Raw genomic sequence first — 16,473 nt, 5'->3', positions numbered from 1 at the left:
TTGGGGCAGGGTGGCTGTGGATCAGAAATCCAGGTTAGACACCGCCAACGCATTGCTTTCGATGAAGTCACGACGAGGCTCGACCGCATCACCCATCAGGGTGTTGAAGATCTGGTCCGCGCCGATGGCGTCTTCGATGGTGACTTTCAGCATCCGGCGCGAGCCTGGGTCCATGGTGGTTTCCCACAGCTGGTCCGGGTTCATTTCACCCAGACCTTTATAGCGCTGGATGGTGTGGCGCTTGGTGCTTTCGGCCATCAGCCACTCAAGGGCTTCCTTGAACTCGGTAACGGCTTTCTTGCGCTCACCACGCTGGATGTACGCGCCTTCGTCCAGCAGGGTGCTCAGTTGCGCGCCCAGGGAGACGACAGTCTTGTAGTCGTTGCTGCCGAAGAAGTCGCGGTTGAAAGTGACGTAGTTGGACAGGCCGTGGGAGATCAGTTCGACCTCTGGCAGCCAGACGTTACGCTCACGGTCTTCACGCAGGCTGGCTTTGTACACCAGGCCAGACTTCTCTACGGTGCGCAGACGAACTTCGTACTGGGCCAGCCAATCCTGCATCGCAGCGTGATCGGACAGCTGTTCCATGCTGACAGCCGGCAGGTAGATGAAGTGCTCGGTCAGCTCCTGTGGGTACAGGCGCGACAGGCGCTTGAGAGTCTTCATCACCAGGCGGAAGTCGTTGACCAGGCGCTCAAGGGCTTCGCCGGAAATGCCTGGGGCCTCTTCGTTCAGGTGCAGGCTCGCATCTTCCAGGGCCGACTGCGTCATGTACTCTTCCATGGCGTCGTCGTCTTTGATGTATTGCTCTTGCTTGCCTTTCTTGACCTTGTACAGCGGAGGCTGGGCGATATAGATGTAGCCGCGCTCGATCAGCTCCGGCAACTGACGGAAGAAGAACGTCAGCAACAGGGTGCGGATGTGCGAACCGTCGACGTCGGCGTCGGTCATGATGATGATGTTGTGATAACGCAGCTTGTCGATGTTGTACTCATCGCGGCCGATGCCACAGCCCAGCGCAGTGATGAGCGTGCCGACTTCCTGGGAGGAGATCATCTTGTCGAAGCGCGCCTTCTCGACGTTCAGGATCTTGCCCTTGAGCGGCAGGATGGCCTGGGTGCGGCGGTTGCGGCCCTGCTTGGCGGAACCGCCAGCAGAGTCACCTTCCACGAGGTACAGTTCGGACAAGGCAGGGTCTTTTTCCTGGCAGTCGGCCAGCTTGCCCGGCAAACCGGCGATGTCCAGCGCGCCTTTGCGGCGGGTCATCTCACGGGCCTTGCGCGCTGCTTCACGGGCACGGGCGGCGTCGATCATCTTGCCGACCACCAGCTTGGCTTCGTTGGGGTTTTCCAGCAGGAAGTCGGAGAAGTATTTGCCCATTTCCTGTTCGACCGCGGTCTTCACTTCGGAAGAAACCAGCTTGTCCTTGGTCTGGGAACTGAACTTCGGATCCGGCACTTTCACCGAAATGATCGCCGTCAGGCCTTCACGGGCATCGTCACCGGTGGTGGCGACTTTATGCTTCTTCGCCAGGCCTTCCTGTTCGATGTAGTTGTTCAGGTTACGGGTCAGCGCCGAACGGAAACCCACCAGGTGAGTACCGCCATCGCGCTGTGGAATGTTGTTGGTGAAGCACAACAGGTTCTCGTTGAAGCTGTCGTTCCACTGCAGGGCGATTTCCACGCCGATGCCATCTTCGCGCTGGACGTTGAAGTGGAACACCTGATTGACCGCAGTCTTGTTGGTATTCAGGTATTCAACGAATGCACGCAGGCCCCCTTCGTACTTGAACAGCTCTTCCTTGCCGCTGCGCTCGTCCTTGAGGACGATACCGACACCGGAGTTGAGGAAGGACAGTTCACGAATCCGCTTGGCCAGGATGTCCCAGCTGAAGTGGATGTTCTTGAAGGTTTCGCTGGAAGCCTTGAAGTGAATCTGGGTGCCGGTGGTTTCGCTGTCGCCTACGATCGCCATTGGCGCCTGAGGCACACCGTGGACGTAGGTTTGTTCCCAGATCTTGCCACTGCGGCGAACGGTAAGAACAAGCTCTTCGGACAGTGCGTTCACGACCGATACACCTACGCCGTGCAGACCGCCGGAAACCTTGTAGGAGTTGTCATCGAACTTACCGCCGGCGTGCAGCACGGTCATGATGACCTCGGCTGCGGAAACGCCTTCTTCTTTGTGTACGTCTACCGGGATGCCACGACCGTTGTCACGAACAGTGATGGACTCATCCGGGTGGATGATGATGCTGATGTCATCGCAATGACCGGCGAGGGCTTCGTCGATGGAGTTGTCGACCACCTCGAACACCATGTGGTGCAGACCGCTGCCATCGTCGGTGTCACCAATGTACATACCGGGACGTTTGCGTACGGCATCCAGGCCTTTCAGCACTTTAATGCTCGTTGAGTCGTACGTATTTTCTTCGCTCAATGCCTTCACTCCCGATGGTCGTGGGTCTGGGTGATACGGCCCTGTTCCACGTGGAACAGAGCGACTGGCGTTTCCGTCTGCCAGCCTTCCCTCAATAATTCGTGATCTACACAGGTGATAAAAACCTGGCAGCGTAAGTCTTCCAGCAAGCGGCAGAGTGCGCGGCGGTGGGCTTCGTCCAATTCGGACGGCAAGTCATCCACCAGATAAATACACTGACCGCGTCGAGCCTGGCTGACCAAATGGCCCTGGGCAATACGCAATGCACACACCACCAACTTCTGCTGCCCCCGGGACAAGATGTCCGCGGCATTATGTGCGCCCAATCTAAGGCGCAAGTCAGCGCGTTGCGGTCCAGCCTGGGTATGGCCCATCTGCTGGTCCCGCTGCAGCGAGCCAGCCAGTACGGTGCTCAGTTCCCGGTCCTTGTCCCAGCCTCGGTAATAGCTGAGCGTCAGGCCCTCAAGCTCAACCAGTTCGCTCAAGGTCTGCTCGAAGACCGGTTTCAAGGCTTTGATGTAAGCGCGGCGGTATTCATCTATTTCAGCGCTGGCCTGGCACAGTTCCCTGTCCCAAACCGCTTGCGAAACGGCGTCAAGTGTACCATGCCGCAGCCAGGAATTTCGCTGGCGCAGCGCCTTCTGCAAGCGCTGCCAAGTGGCCATGAACCGCGGTTCCACGTGGAACACGCCCCAGTCGAGAAACTGTCGACGAATCTTCGGCGCGCCTTCCAGCAAACGGAAACTGTCCGGGTTGATCAACTGCAACGGCAGGATCTCCGCCAGTTGCGCGGCGCTGCGGGCATTCTGCCCATCGATGCGGATCTGGAATTCGCCTTGCCGGTCCCGTGATATCCCCAAGGCACTGTGACCGCCTTGCGCCAACTCCACCTGTCCGAACACGGTGCAGGCCAACTGATCGTATTGGATGACCGGTAACAGACGGGTGCTACGAAACGAACGAGCAAGCCCCAGCAGGTGAACAGCTTCCAGAACACTGGTTTTGCCGCTGCCGTTAGCGCCGTAAAGGATATTGATGCGGGGGGAAGGGGAGAAGGTCACCGGGTGCAGATTGCGCACCGCGGTGACCGAGACGCGACTTAAGGACATCTAGCTGATTACAGACGCATCGGCATGACAACGTAGGCCGAGTCGTCGTTATCGGATTCCTGCACCAGCGCACTGCTGTTGGAGTCCGACAGGATCAGACGCACTTGCTCAGTGGTCATCACGCCCAGTACGTCGAGCAGGTAGCTGACGTTGAAGCCGATTTCCAGAGAGCCGCCGTTGTATTCAACGCCCACTTCTTCTTCCGCCTCTTCCTGCTCCGGGTTGTTCGCCTGGATTTTCAGCTGACCGTTGGCCAATTGCAGACGAATGCCGCGGTACTTCTCGTTGGACAGGATCGCGGTACGGCTGAACGCCTCGCGCAGCGCCTGGCGGTCACCCAAGACCAGTTTGTCACCGCCTTTGGGCAGCACGCGCTCGTAGTCAGGGAATTTGCCGTCCACCAGCTTCGAGGTGAAGGTGAACTCACCCGTGGTGGCGCGGATATGGTGCTGGCCCAACACGATACTGACATTGCCGTCCGGCTCGGTCAGTAGGCGCGCGAGCTCCAGGATACCTTTGCGCGGGACGATGACTTGGTGGCGGTCTGGCTGACCGATATCGGCCTGCATCGAGCACATGGCCAGACGGTGACCGTCGGTGGCGACGGCGCGGATGATACCGGCGGACACTTCCAGGAGCATGCCGTTGAGGTAGTAACGCACGTCCTGCTGCGCCATGGCGAAGCTGGTGCGTTCGATCAAACGGCGCAATTTGCTTTGCTCGAGGCTGCAGGTCAGCGAGCCTGGGCCTTCTTCCACCGTCGGGAAGTCGTTGGCCGGCAGCGTCGACAAGGTGAAACGGCTGCGACCGGCCTTGACCACGAGCTTCTGCTCATCGACCTTGATGTCGATCAGCGCATCGTTGGGCAGGCTTTTGCAGATGTCCATCAGCTTGCGCGCCGGCACGGTGATGGAACCTGGATCGGCCGGTTCTTCAAGCTGTACACGACCGACCAGCTCGACTTCCAGGTCGGTACCGGTCAGCGACAATTGCTGGCCTTCGACAACCAGCAGCACGTTGGAAAGTACCGGCAAGGTCTGGCGGCGTTCGACGACGCCTGCGACCAGTTGCAGGGGTTTCAACAGGGCTTCGCGTTGAATGGTGAAATGCATGGTCTAGTCCCTTGCCTTAATAAGCTGCGCTGGTGGTCATCAAGTGGTCAGTGTTCGCAGCAGGTTCTTGTAGTCCTCGCGGATGTCCGCGTCGGATTCCTTAAGTTCGTTGATCTTACGACAGGCGTGCAACACCGTGGTGTGGTCGCGTCCGCCAAACACATCGCCAATTTCCGGCAGACTGTGGTTGGTCAGCTCCTTGGACAAGGCCATCGCCACCTGACGCGGGCGAGCCACCGAACGCGATCGGCGTTTGGACAGCAGGTCGGATATCTTGATTTTGTAGTATTCAGCGACAGTGCGCTGAATGTTATCCACAGAAACCAGCTTGTCCTGGAGCGCTAACAAATCCTTCAAGGACTCGCGAATCAACTCGATGGTGATGTCGCGGCCCATGAAGTGCGAATGAGCGATGACCCGCTTGAGGGCGCCTTCGAGCTCACGGACGTTCGAGCGGATACGCTGGGCAATGAAGAATGCGGCATCGTGAGGCAGTTCGACCTTGGCCTGATCAGCCTTCTTCATCAGGATCGCCACCCGGGTTTCCAGCTCCGGCGGCTCGACGGCAACCGTCAGGCCCCAGCCAAAACGCGACTTGAGACGTTCTTCCAGACCTTCGATTTCTTTCGGGTAGCGGTCACTGGTAAGAATGACCTGCTGCCCGCCTTCAAGCAATGCGTTGAAGGTGTGGAAAAACTCTTCCTGGGAACGCTCCTTGCGGGCGAAGAACTGAATATCGTCGATCAGCAAGGCGTCCACCGAACGGTAGAAGCGCTTGAACTCGTTGATCGCGTTCAGCTGCAGCGCCTTGACCATGTCGGCCACGAAACGCTCGGAATGCAGGTACACGACCTTGGCATTCGGGTTCTTCTTTAATAGGTGGTTACCCACCGCGTGCATCAAGTGGGTTTTACCCAAGCCTACGCCACCATAAAGGAAGAGTGGGTTGTAGCCATGCTTGGGGTTGTCCGCGACCTGCCAGGCTGCCGCTCGCGCCAGTTGGTTGGACTTGCCCTCAACGAAGTTCTCAAAGGTAAAGGTGCGGTTCAGGTAACTGGTGTGCTTGAGCGCGCCTTCGACCTGGACGGTGCGCTGTTCGGCGCGTACCGGAGCTTGTTGGGAGCTGGCGCCGGCCATTGGGTCGAAGCTGTCCCGCGAGGGCTCTTCGCTGACCTCGGCCACTTTTTGTGCATTACGCTTGCTCGGTGCCGGCGTGGGGGCCGGTGCGGCATGGTTAACCGGCGCCGCGACAGCCTGGGCCTGGGAGGCCGCAGCGGCCAACGGGGCGTTGGGGGCGGCGCGCGGCGCAGAGCTGCGTTTGCTGCCTATTAATAAGGACAGCGCAGGCGCCATGCCATTGCCATGCTCATCGAGCAGTTCCATGACCCGTCCCAGGTACTTTTCGTTGACCCAGTCAAGAACGAAACGGTTCGGTGCATAGACGCGCAACTCGTCGCCTTCGGCTTCGACCTGTAGCGGACGGATCCAAGTGTTGAATTGTTGGGCAGGCAGCTCATCGCGCAAAAGCTCCACGCACTGCTGCCAAAGTTCCACTGACACGGATATCCCCTAAGTTGAAAGCCGGTGAGGCAAAAACAAGCGGCCATTGTAGCGAGCGGACGCCCACTTATCCACATGCAGGTTGCTCATCCACCATGATTTATCAATGCCTTAACAACGAGCAAGACGACAGGCGGTCGGTGGATAAGCTCTGTGGATAACCGCCCGTGAGGTCGTTGCACAAGTGGGGGTTGAAGTCGGTGGATAACCTCCCTGTGGATAAGTAGCCATTCCACACACAGCTTATCCGACAGCGCAGCACAGGCTGAACACCGCTTTCCCCTGTAGTTGTCATTCTCTGTACATGGCGGACTACAAGGCCTAGGCATGGTTATCCACAGATAGGTGCCAGCCTTGCTTTTATAAGCTTTACAGAAAAGCTTTAAATAATTCCCTTCTTTTTATTTCTATATCTGGAGTCCTGCGATGAAGCCGCTATCCAGGCGCGATATCTATTTGAAGTAAACGCTGGTTGGAAATTGACCTAGAGGCTTGCTTTCTCTAGAATCCCCGGTCTCTTAAAACGGGGGCCATTCCGGCCCGTTGTGGACGAACCCAGGTAACACGACATGAAACGTACTTTCCAACCAAGCACTATCAAACGCGCTCGTACCCACGGTTTCCGTGCTCGCATGGCTACCAAGAACGGTCGTGCCGTCCTGTCGCGTCGTCGCGCCAAAGGTCGTGCGCGTCTGGCAGTTTGATAATCCGGCACTGGAGGTGAGTCAGGACTTCAGTCGGGAAAAGCGTCTGCTTACACCCCGGCATTTCAAGGCAGTCTTTGACTCCCCTACCGGCAAGGTTCCGGGGAAAAATCTCCTGCTCCTTGCGCGCAGCAACGATCTTGATCACCCCCGACTAGGGCTGGTTATCGGGAAAAAGAGCGTCAAGCTCTCCGTTCAGCGCAATCGCCTCAAACGTCTGATGCGCGAATCGTTTCGCCTGAACCAGGATTCTCTGGTCGGTTGGGACATTGTTATCGTCGCGCGCAAAGGTTTGGGTGACGTAGAAAACCCCGAATTGATTCAGCATTTCGGCAAACTCTGGAAGCGCTTGGCTCGTAACAAGCCAGCACCGCCAGCAGTCAACACCGAAACTGTAGGGGTAGACAGTCCCGATGCGTAAACTGGCACTCGTTCCGATCCAGTTTTATCGCTACGCCATTAGTCCCCTGATGGCCAGTCACTGTCGTTTCTACCCCAGTTGTTCTTGCTACGCGTATGAAGCCATAGAAAATCATGGCCTTCTGCGCGGTGGCTGGCTGACCTTTCGTCGTTTAGGTCGCTGTCATCCGTGGAATCCCGGCGGTTATGACCCGGTTCCGCCTATCCCTACCTCCCGTTCTTCTTCGATGGCCGAGTAATCATGGATATCAAACGCACGATCCTGATCGTCGCCCTGGCAATCGTGTCCTACGTAATGGTTCTTAAATGGAACCAGGACTATGGCCAGGCTGCCCTGCCGACTCAGAATGTTGCAGCCAGCAATACCGCACCGAGCTTGCCGGACACCACGACTGGCAATAGCACCGCCAGTAATGACGACATCCCCCGCGCGGCAAACGATACCACTGCTCCTGCCGAAGCCCCTGTGGCTGCAAGCAAGGATCTGATCCAGATCAAGACTGACGTGCTTGAGCTGGCAATCGATCCACAAGGTGGTGACGTCGCTCAGTTGAAGCTGCCGTTGTATCCGCGCCGCCAGGACCATCCGGAAATTCCATTCCAGTTGTTCGATAACGGCAATGAGCGGACCTATCTGGCCCAAAGTGGTCTGATCGGCACCAACGGCCCGGATGCAAACCCGGCCGGCCGCCCGGTTTACTCCTCCGAGAAGAAGACTTATCAACTGGCTGACGGTCAGGACCAATTGGTCGTGGACCTGAAGTTCAGCAAGGACGGCGTCAATTACATCAAGCGTTTCACTTTGAAACGTGGCCTGTATGACGTGACTGTTTCCTATCTGATCGACAACCAGAGCGCACAGCCCTGGTCTGGTGCGATGTTCGCGCAGCTCAAGCGTGACGCCAGCGATGATCCTTCCTCCAGCACCGCCACCGGTACCGCGACTTACCTGGGCGCTGCCCTGTGGACAAGTTCGGAGCCGTACAAGAAAGTGTCCATGAAAGACATGGACAAGGCGCAGCTCAAGGAAACCGTACAAGGTGGCTGGGTTGCCTGGTTGCAGCACTATTTTGTCACCGCCTGGATCCCGCAGAAAGGCGAGAACAACGTCGTCCAGACGCGTAAAGACAGCAAAGGCAACTACATCGTCGGTTATACCGGCCCGGCATTGACCGCTGCACCAGGTGCAAAAGTCGAGACCAGCGCGATTCTGTATGCCGGTCCAAAAAGCCAAGCGGTGTTGAAAGAGTTGTCCCCAGGTCTGGAACTGACCGTGGACTACGGGTTCCTGTGGTTCATTGCCCAGCCAATCTTCTGGCTGCTGCAACATATCCACAGCATCGTCGGTAACTGGGGCTGGTCGATCATCTTCCTGACCATGCTGATCAAGGGGATCTTCTTCCCATTGTCGGCAGCCAGCTACAAATCCATGGCTCGCATGCGCGCAGTGGCACCGAAACTGGCCGCCCTGAAAGAACAACATGGCGATGACCGGCAGAAAATGTCCCAGGCCATGATGGAGCTGTACAAGAAAGAGAAGATCAACCCGTTGGGTGGTTGCTTGCCGATTCTTGTCCAGATGCCTGTGTTCCTGGCGCTGTACTGGGTGCTGCTGGAAAGCGTCGAGATGCGCCAGGCACCGTTCATGCTGTGGATTACCGACCTGTCGATCAAGGATCCGTTCTTCATCCTGCCGATCATCATGGGCGCGACCATGTTCATTCAGCAGCAGCTGAACCCAACGCCTCCGGACCCTATGCAGGCGAAGGTCATGAAGATGATGCCGATCATCTTCACCTTCTTCTTCCTGTGGTTCCCTGCGGGCCTGGTGCTGTACTGGGTTGTGAACAACGTGTTGTCGATTACCCAGCAGTGGTACATCACGCGTAAGATCGAAGCGGCTACGAAAAAAGCCGAGGCGTAACTTGCTCTGTGGATAACCACACAAAACGCCCCCTAGTGGGGCGTTTTGCTATCTGCCACTTTTGTCTGGATACCGGTTTATGAGCGCACCTCGTGAAACCATCGCCGCCGTTGCCACTGCCCAAGGTCGCGGCGGAGTCGGCATCGTCCGTATTTCGGGACCGTTGGCCAGCGTCGCGGCAAAGGCCATCAGCGGTCGAGAACTCAAACCGCGGTTTGCTCACTACGGCCCTTTTTTCAGTGATGACCAGCAGGTGCTCGATGAAGGCCTGGCTTTGTATTTTCCTGGTCCCAACTCGTTCACCGGCGAAGATGTGCTGGAACTGCAAGGCCATGGTGGTCCGATCGTCCTGGACATGTTGCTCAAGCGTTGCCTCGAACTGGGGTGTCGTCTTGCGCGACCAGGCGAGTTCAGCGAACGCGCATTCCTCAATGACAAGCTCGACCTGGCCCAGGCCGAAGCCATTGCTGATCTGATCGAAGCCAGTTCCGCACAGGCCGCGCGCAATGCCTTGCGATCCCTGCAGGGCGCTTTTTCCCAGCGTGTGCATAACCTCACCGAGCAACTGATCGGCCTGCGGATCTACGTCGAGGCCGCGATCGACTTTCCCGAGGAAGAGATCGACTTTCTCGCCGATGGTCACGTGCTCAGCATGCTCGACAAGGTCCGCGATGAGTTATCCACAGTACTGCGCGAAGCCGGGCAGGGTGCTTTGTTGCGCGATGGGATGACGGTGGTGATCGCCGGAAGGCCAAATGCCGGCAAATCCAGCCTCCTCAACGCCTTGGCAGGCCGTGAGGCCGCGATTGTCACCGAGATCGCCGGCACCACCCGGGATATTCTGCGCGAACATATCCACATCGATGGCATGCCCCTGCATGTGGTCGACACGGCCGGCCTGCGGGATACCGACGACCATGTGGAAAAAATCGGCGTGGAGCGTGCGCTCAAAGCCATCGGCGAGGCTGACCGCGTGTTGTTGGTGGTCGATGCCACGGCCCCGGAAGCGGATGATCCTTTCGCTTTGTGGCCAGAGTTTCTGGAAACCCGGCCTGACCCTTCGAAAGTCACGCTGATTCGAAACAAGGCCGACCTGACCGGGGAACCCGTGACCCTGGAGGTCAGCGCTGATGGCCACGTCACCATTAGCCTCAGTGCGAAATCCGCGGATATGGGACTGGAGTTGCTGCGCGAACATTTAAAGGCCTGCATGGGTTACGAGCAGACTTCGGAAAGCAGCTTCAGCGCCCGTCGTCGGCACCTTGAGGCGCTGCGCCATGCCAGCGCGGCGCTTGAGCACGGTCGCGCGCAACTGACCCTTGCCGGAGCCGGTGAGCTACTGGCCGAAGATTTACGTCAGGCCCAGCAAGCTCTCGGGGAAATTACCGGGGCCTTCAGCTCTGATGACCTGCTTGGTCGAATCTTCTCCAGCTTCTGCATCGGTAAATAACCCATTCCTTAAGAACCCGGCCGCTATCGACCCTACAACGAGTCCATGCAGCCGGTTTTTTCCCTTTTCTGGAACGATTGCCCTGCATGGCGGCTTGCCTGTGGGCGGTGTCTGGATCAAAAACCAGTTTTCCTGTGGATTAAGCCCTGTGAATAACTGGCCCTGAGCTCGGTTGATAAACCCCCTTCAAAACTGAAGATAACCACCTCTGTGGATAACCACCCCATTCATCCACAGGCTTACACCGGTTATCCAAGCCCCTCAGCCGCACCTGACCACAGGGTTTTGAATCTCTGTACATATTGAATACAAAGGCCTTCAGAGCTTTATCCACAGAAGTGAGGCTCAGTAAGAATAAACATAAAAACAAAGGTTTTATAAATTTCTTTCTTTTTAATTTCTTTAACCTCGACTTCTCCACAGCTGGTTAAATTTTGTGCAAAGGGTTCTTTAGGAAAGGGGAAGTCCCTATACTTGCCGACCTGGCTCGAAAAACGCCCAAAGCCAGGCTCAAACCTATTTCCGAATTACCTGAATTAAGCAGGCACGAGGTGCGTGGTGGATTTCCCTTCCCGTTTTGAAGTGATCGTCATCGGCGGCGGTCATGCCGGTACCGAGGCAGCACTTGCATCAGCACGCATGGGGGCTAAAACCCTGTTGCTGACGCATAACGTGGAAACCCTCGGCGCCATGAGCTGCAACCCCGCCATTGGTGGGATTGGCAAAAGCCATCTGGTCAAGGAAATCGATGCCCTCGGTGGCGCGATGGCCATGGCCACGGATAAAGGTGGCATTCAGTTTCGTGTATTGAACAGCCGTAAAGGCCCGGCCGTGCGGGCTACTCGTGCCCAGGCCGACCGTGTCCTGTACAAGGCCGCTGTCCGCGAAATCCTGGAAAACCAGCCGAACCTGTGGATATTTCAACAGGCAGCCGATGACCTGATCGTCGAGCAGGACCAGGTGCGTGGTGTTGTGACCCAGATGGGCCTGCGCTTCTTCGCTGATTCCGTGGTGCTGACCACCGGGACCTTCCTCGGTGGACTTATCCACATCGGCATGCAGAACTATTCCGGCGGTCGCGCAGGTGATCCACCCTCAATCGCACTGGCTCAGCGCCTGCGTGAGTTGCCGTTGCGTGTCGGTCGCTTGAAAACCGGTACGCCACCGCGCATCGATGGCCGCTCTGTGGATTTCTCGGTGATGACCGAGCAGCCGGGCGATACGCCGATTCCGGTCATGTCGTTCATGGGCTCCAAAGCGCAGCACCCGAAACAGGTGAGCTGCTGGATCACCCATACCAATGCCCGCACTCACGAAATCATTGCCGCCAACCTGGATCGCTCGCCCATGTATTCCGGCGTGATCGAAGGTATCGGCCCGCGTTATTGCCCATCGATCGAAGACAAGATCCATCGGTTTGCCGACAAGGAAAGCCATCAGGTCTTCATCGAACCCGAAGGCCTGACGACGCACGAGCTGTACCCGAACGGGATTTCCACTTCCCTGCCGTTCGACGTGCAACTGCAGATCGTCCAATCGATTCGCGGCATGGAAAACGCCCACATCGTTCGTCCGGGCTATGCCATCGAATACGATTACTTCGACCCGCGGGACCTCAAGTACAGCCTGGAAACCAAAGTCATCGGCGGCCTGTTCTTTGCCGGACAAATCAACGGCACCACCGGTTACGAAGAGGCCGGTGCCCAAGGCCTGCTGGCTGGTGCCAACGCAGCGCTGCGCGCCCAGGGCAAAGACGCCTGGTGCCCGCGCCGCGATGAGGCGTATATCGGTGTGCTTGTGGATGATTTGATTACGCTGGGTACCCAGGAACCGTATCGGATGTTCACCTCCCGTGCCGAATATCGTCTGATCCTGCGTGAAGACAACGCTGACCTGCGCCTGACCGAGAAAGGTCGCGAGCTGGGGCTGGTCGATGACGTTCGCTGGGCCGCGTTCTGCAAGAAACGCGAGAGTATCGAGCTGGAAGAACAGCGCCTGAAAAGCACTTGGGTTCGTCCTGGTACCGAGCAGGGCGATGCCATCGCGACCAAATTCGGCACACCGCTGACCCACGAATACAACTTGCTCAACTTGTTGAGCCGCCCGGAAATCGATTATGCCGGGCTGGTGGAAGTGACCGGTCAGGGTGCGGAAGATCCGCAGGTGGCCGAGCAGGTCGAGATCAAGACCAAATACGCCGGTTACATCGACCGTCAGCAAGACGAGATCGCCCGTCTGCGCGCCAGTGAAGACACCAAACTGCCTGTGGATATCGATTACACCGGCATTTCCGGGTTGTCGAAGGAAATCCAGAGCAAGCTCGGTGCAACTCGTCCCGAGACCCTGGGCCAGGCTTCGCGCATTCCCGGCGTGACCCCGGCGGCCATTTCCCTGTTGATGATTCATTTGAAAAAACGCGGCGCGGGCCGTCAGTTGGAGCAAAGCGCTTGAGTTCGATGGTCACCTCGCAACACGCCGAAGAGTTATCCACAGGTGCCCGTCAGCTCGGCGTCAGCCTGACCGAAGCCCAGCACGCGCAGTTGCTGGGCTATCTGGCCCTGTTGATCAAATGGAACAAGGCCTACAACCTGACCGCGGTGCGCGATCCGGATGAAATGGTCTCGCGGCATCTGCTCGACAGCCTCAGCGTCATGTCCTTCATCGAAGACGGCCGCTGGCTCGATGTCGGCAGTGGCGGTGGCATGCCGGGTATCCCGCTGGCGATCCTGTTTCCTGGCTCGCAAGTGACCTGCCTGGACAGCAACGGCAAGAAAACCCGCTTCCTGACCCAGGTCAAACTCGAACTCAAACTGGATAACCTGCAAGTTATCCACAGCCGCGTCGAAGCGTTCCAGCCTGCCCAGCCTTTCAACGGGATCATCTCCCGGGCGTTCAGCAGCATGGAAAACTTCAGCAACTGGACTCGCCACCTGGGCGATGCCGATACGCGCTGGCTGGCAATGAAGGGCGTTCATCCGGCCGATGAGCTGGTAGCATTGCCGGCAGACTTCCACCTCGATAGCGAACACGCCCTGGCCGTACCCGGTTGCCAAGGCCAACGCCATCTGCTGATACTGCGCCGCACGGCATGATTGGGAATACAAGCAACAATGGCTAAGGTATTCGCGATAGCGAACCAGAAGGGTGGTGTGGGTAAAACCACCACCTGCATCAACCTCGCAGCATCCCTGGTCGCGACCAAGCGCCGGGTGTTGCTGATCGATCTCGATCCACAGGGCAACGCCACCATGGGTAGCGGTGTGGATAAACATGGCTTGGAAAACTCCATTTACGATGTTCTGATCGGCGAATGCGATCTGGGCCAGGCCATGCATTTCTCCGAACACGGCGGTTATCAACTGCTGCCGGCCAACCGTGACCTGACGGCGGCCGAAGTGGTTCTGCTGGAAATGCAGATGAAGGAAAGCCGCCTGCGCAGCGCCTTGGCGCCGATTCGGGAAAATTACGATTACATCCTGATCGACTGCCCACCGTCGCTTTCGATGCTGACTCTCAACGCCCTGGTGGCCGCTGATGGGGTGATTATTCCCATGCAGTGCGAGTACTTTGCCCTCGAAGGGTTGAGCGACCTTGTGGATAACATCAAGCGCATTGCCGAACTGCTGAACCCGGAGCTGAAAGTCGAGGGCCTGCTGCGGACCATGTATGACCCGCGCCTGAGCCTGATGAACGACGTATCCGCCCAGCTCAAGGAACACTTCGGCGAGCAGCTCTACGATACGGTCATTCCCCGTAACATCCGTTTGGCCGAAGCGCCGAGCTACGGCATGCCGGCCCTGGCCTACGACAAACAATCCCGAGGCGCGCTGGCCTACCTGGCCCTGGCGGGCGAGATGGTTCGCCGCCAGCGCCGAAACCCACGCACCGCTGCTGCCCAGCCAACTTAAGGAAACCCCATGGCCGTCAAGAAACGAGGTCTCGGACGTGGACTGGATGCACTGCTCAGTGGCCCCACTGTCAGTTCGCTGGAAGAGCAGGCCGTACAAGTCGATCAGCGCGAGCTGCAACACTTGCCCCTGGACCTGATCCAGCGCGGCAAGTATCAGCCGCGTCGGGACATGGATCCGCAGGCACTGGAAGAGCTGGCCCAGTCGATCAAGAGCCAGGGCGTGATGCAGCCGATCGTGGTTCGGCCGATCGCCAACGGGCGCTTCGAGATCATCGCCGGCGAACGCCGCTGGCGTGCCAGCCAGCAGGCGGGTCAGGAAACCATTCCGGCGATGGTCCGCGATGTACCGGATGAAACCGCCATCGCCATGGCGCTGATCGAGAATATCCAGCGCGAAGACCTCAACCCGATCGAAGAGGCTGTGGCCCTGCAGCGTTTGCAGCAGGAGTTCCAGCTGACTCAACAGCAGGTCGCCGAGGCGGTGGGCAAGTCCCGCGTGACCGTGGCCAACCTGTTGCGCCTGATTGCCTTGCCGGAAGTCATCAAGACCATGCTATCCCATGGTGATCTGGAAATGGGGCATGCCCGGGCGTTGCTCGGTTTGCCGGAAAATCAACAGGTTGAAGGGGCGCGACATGTTGTCGCACGAGGCCTGACTGTGCGCCAAACCGAGGCACTGGTTCGTCAGTGGCTCAGTGGTAAACCGGCACCTGTCGAAGCACCGAAAACCGATCCGGATATCGCACGCCTGGAACAGCGCCTGGCCGAGCGCCTAGGCTCTGCGGTGCAGATTCGCCACGGCAAGAAGGGCAAAGGGCAATTGGTGATCGGTTATAACTCCCTCGATGAGCTGCAAGGTGTCCTTGCGCACATTCGCTGAAACAATTGCTCTTGTAGCGCGCAGTCGGAAATCACTACCTGGCAGTTGAATAGGGGCAGAACCGCCCCTATACTCTGCGCGCATTTTGTCGGCACAAATTATGCCAAGTTATTGAATTATGGCGGCCGATCATTGGAGAGCAAAAGCGATGGAAACACGCACGCCAAACCGCTTGCCGTTCCATCGTCTGGCTGTTTTCCCGGTGTTGATGACCCAATTCGTCGTTGTACTGATCGCTGCTTTGGCGCTCTGGCAATGGAAGGGAGTCGTCGCCGGATACTCAGGGCTTTGCGGAGGCCTGATAGCCTTGCTTCCCAATATTTATTTCGCTCATAGGGCATTTCGGTTTTCCGGCGCCCGAGCAGCCCAAGCCATCGTCCGGTCTTTTTATGCCGGTGAGGCGGGGAAACTGATTTTGACGGCAGTGCTGTTTGCATTGACGTTCGCAGGTGTGAAGCCACTGGCGCCGCTGGCTGTATTCAGCGTCTTCGTGCTGACCCAACTGGTTAGCTGGTTCGCTCCCCTGCTAATGAGAACAAGACTTTCGAGACCTTAGGGCGTTTGAGGCAACCATGGCAGAGACAACCGCTTCGGGCTATATCCAGCACCACTTGCAGAACCTGACCTTCGGGCAGCTACCCAATGGCGGCTGGGGCTTTGCTCACACCGCAGCAGAAGCCAAGGAAATGGGCTTCTGGGCCTTCCACGTCGATACGCTCGGCTGGTCGGTCGCACTGGGTCTGATCTTCGTGCTTCTTTTCCGCATGGCGGCGAAGAAGGCGACTTCCGGTCAGCCTGGTGCACTGCAGAACTTCGTTGAAGTATTGGTCGAATTCGTCGATGGCAGCGTGAAAGACAGCTTCCATGGCCGTAGCCCGGTGATCGCACCGCTGGCACTGACCATCTTCGTCTGGGTGTTCCTGATGAACGCCATCGACCTGGTACCGGTCGACTGGATTCCTCAG

Annotated in this window: 15 protein-coding genes; 11 read left to right on the top strand and 4 right to left on the bottom strand. The window is 57.8% G+C overall.

Going from position 1 to position 16,473, the window contains the following annotated elements:
* Positions 1 to 21 precede the first annotated feature (21 nt).
* From gyrB to dnaA, 4 genes are read right to left on the bottom strand one after another with little or no spacing between them, the layout of a single operon-like run.
* A complete protein-coding gene (gyrB, locus tag GSM73_RS02255; protein ID WP_047230120.1) occupies positions 22 to 2,439 on the bottom strand; it encodes a DNA topoisomerase (ATP-hydrolyzing) subunit B in 2,418 nt (805 codons plus the stop codon).
* A 5-nt stretch (positions 2,440 to 2,444) separates the two neighbouring features.
* Entirely contained in the window at positions 2,445 to 3,548 is a 1,104-nt protein-coding gene (gene recF, locus GSM73_RS02250; protein WP_047230105.1) for a DNA replication/repair protein RecF, read from the bottom strand.
* A gap of 8 nt (positions 3,549 to 3,556) precedes the next feature.
* Positions 3,557 to 4,660 (bottom strand): DNA polymerase III subunit beta, encoded by a 1,104-nt coding sequence (gene dnaN, locus GSM73_RS02245; RefSeq protein ID WP_007903001.1) that lies wholly within the window; start codon positions 4,658 to 4,660, stop codon positions 3,557 to 3,559.
* A 39-nt stretch (positions 4,661 to 4,699) separates the two neighbouring features.
* Positions 4,700 to 6,220 carry a chromosomal replication initiator protein DnaA gene (gene dnaA, locus GSM73_RS02240; protein ID WP_047230104.1) on the bottom strand — a complete coding sequence of 507 codons (1,521 nt, stop codon included), beginning with the start codon at positions 6,218 to 6,220 and terminating at the stop codon, positions 4,700 to 4,702.
* Between the two features lie 569 nt (positions 6,221 to 6,789).
* On the opposite strand from dnaA, the gene rpmH reads away from it, so the two are divergent.
* The 11 genes from rpmH to GSM73_RS02185 form a co-directional block, all read left to right on the top strand.
* A complete protein-coding gene (rpmH, locus tag GSM73_RS02235; protein ID WP_003213577.1) occupies positions 6,790 to 6,924 on the top strand; it encodes a 50S ribosomal protein L34 in 135 nt (44 codons plus the stop codon).
* A gap of 16 nt (positions 6,925 to 6,940) precedes the next feature.
* Positions 6,941 to 7,345, top strand: a complete 405-nt coding sequence (gene rnpA, locus GSM73_RS02230) for a ribonuclease P protein component (protein ID WP_047230119.1) — start codon at positions 6,941 to 6,943, stop codon at positions 7,343 to 7,345.
* Positions 7,338 to 7,583 carry a membrane protein insertion efficiency factor YidD gene (gene yidD / locus GSM73_RS02225; protein ID WP_010465488.1) on the top strand — a complete coding sequence of 82 codons (246 nt, stop codon included), beginning with the start codon at positions 7,338 to 7,340 and terminating at the stop codon, positions 7,581 to 7,583. The genes rnpA and yidD overlap by 8 nt, the downstream gene beginning before the upstream one ends.
* 2 nt (positions 7,584 to 7,585) lie before the next feature.
* A complete protein-coding gene (gene yidC / locus GSM73_RS02220) occupies positions 7,586 to 9,268 on the top strand; it encodes a membrane protein insertase YidC (RefSeq protein ID WP_047230103.1) in 1,683 nt (560 codons plus the stop codon).
* A gap of 79 nt (positions 9,269 to 9,347) precedes the next feature.
* Positions 9,348 to 10,718 carry a tRNA uridine-5-carboxymethylaminomethyl(34) synthesis GTPase MnmE gene (mnmE, locus tag GSM73_RS02215; RefSeq protein ID WP_107323176.1) on the top strand — a complete coding sequence of 457 codons (1,371 nt, stop codon included), beginning with the start codon at positions 9,348 to 9,350 and terminating at the stop codon, positions 10,716 to 10,718.
* A 558-nt stretch (positions 10,719 to 11,276) separates the two neighbouring features.
* Entirely contained in the window at positions 11,277 to 13,169 is a 1,893-nt protein-coding gene (mnmG, locus tag GSM73_RS02210) for a tRNA uridine-5-carboxymethylaminomethyl(34) synthesis enzyme MnmG (protein ID WP_160891447.1), read from the top strand.
* Positions 13,170 to 13,174: 5 nt separating this feature from the next.
* Entirely contained in the window at positions 13,175 to 13,810 is a 636-nt protein-coding gene (gene rsmG, locus GSM73_RS02205) for a 16S rRNA (guanine(527)-N(7))-methyltransferase RsmG (RefSeq protein WP_171061291.1), read from the top strand.
* An 18-nt stretch (positions 13,811 to 13,828) separates the two neighbouring features.
* Positions 13,829 to 14,626, top strand: coding sequence for a ParA family protein (locus tag GSM73_RS02200; RefSeq protein ID WP_003187199.1), 798 nt, complete (start codon positions 13,829 to 13,831; stop codon positions 14,624 to 14,626).
* A gap of 9 nt (positions 14,627 to 14,635) precedes the next feature.
* Complete coding sequence (locus GSM73_RS02195) at positions 14,636 to 15,508, top strand: ParB/RepB/Spo0J family partition protein (protein WP_003207098.1); 873 nt, start codon at positions 14,636 to 14,638, stop codon at positions 15,506 to 15,508.
* Between the two features lie 148 nt (positions 15,509 to 15,656).
* Complete coding sequence (locus GSM73_RS02190; RefSeq protein ID WP_047230099.1) at positions 15,657 to 16,064, top strand: F0F1 ATP synthase subunit I; 408 nt, start codon at positions 15,657 to 15,659, stop codon at positions 16,062 to 16,064.
* Between the two features lie 16 nt (positions 16,065 to 16,080).
* Positions 16,081 to 16,473 (top strand): FoF1 ATP synthase subunit a (locus GSM73_RS02185; protein WP_256676654.1); only part of this gene is annotated, 393 nt, incomplete at its 3' end.

This window comes from Pseudomonas sp. PICF6 (genome assembly GCF_009831705.1).
In the GTDB taxonomy this organism is placed as follows: domain Bacteria; phylum Pseudomonadota; class Gammaproteobacteria; order Pseudomonadales; family Pseudomonadaceae; genus Aquipseudomonas; species Aquipseudomonas rhizophila.
Note: the sequence above shows the minus strand (reverse complement) of the source record. Positions and strands in the feature narration are given on the sequence as shown.

Excerpts from the sequence above, each read along its gene's own strand:
- recF (WP_047230105.1), bottom strand. The coding sequence starts at position 3,548 with ATGTCCTTAAGTCGCGTCTCGGTCACCGCGGTGCGCAATCTGCACCCG.
- dnaN (WP_007903001.1), bottom strand. The coding sequence starts at position 4,660 with ATGCATTTCACCATTCAACGCGAAGCCCTGTTGAAACCCCTGCAACTG.
- rpmH (WP_003213577.1), top strand. The coding sequence starts at position 6,790 with ATGAAACGTACTTTCCAACCAAGCACTATCAAACGCGCTCGTACCCAC.
- yidD (WP_010465488.1), top strand. The coding sequence starts at position 7,338 with ATGCGTAAACTGGCACTCGTTCCGATCCAGTTTTATCGCTACGCCATT.
- yidC (WP_047230103.1), top strand. The coding sequence starts at position 7,586 with ATGGATATCAAACGCACGATCCTGATCGTCGCCCTGGCAATCGTGTCC.
- mnmE (WP_107323176.1), top strand. The coding sequence starts at position 9,348 with ATGAGCGCACCTCGTGAAACCATCGCCGCCGTTGCCACTGCCCAAGGT.
- rsmG (WP_171061291.1), top strand. The coding sequence starts at position 13,175 with ATGGTCACCTCGCAACACGCCGAAGAGTTATCCACAGGTGCCCGTCAG.
- GSM73_RS02200 (WP_003187199.1), top strand. The coding sequence starts at position 13,829 with ATGGCTAAGGTATTCGCGATAGCGAACCAGAAGGGTGGTGTGGGTAAA.
- GSM73_RS02195 (WP_003207098.1), top strand. The coding sequence starts at position 14,636 with ATGGCCGTCAAGAAACGAGGTCTCGGACGTGGACTGGATGCACTGCTC.
- GSM73_RS02190 (WP_047230099.1), top strand. The coding sequence starts at position 15,657 with ATGGAAACACGCACGCCAAACCGCTTGCCGTTCCATCGTCTGGCTGTT.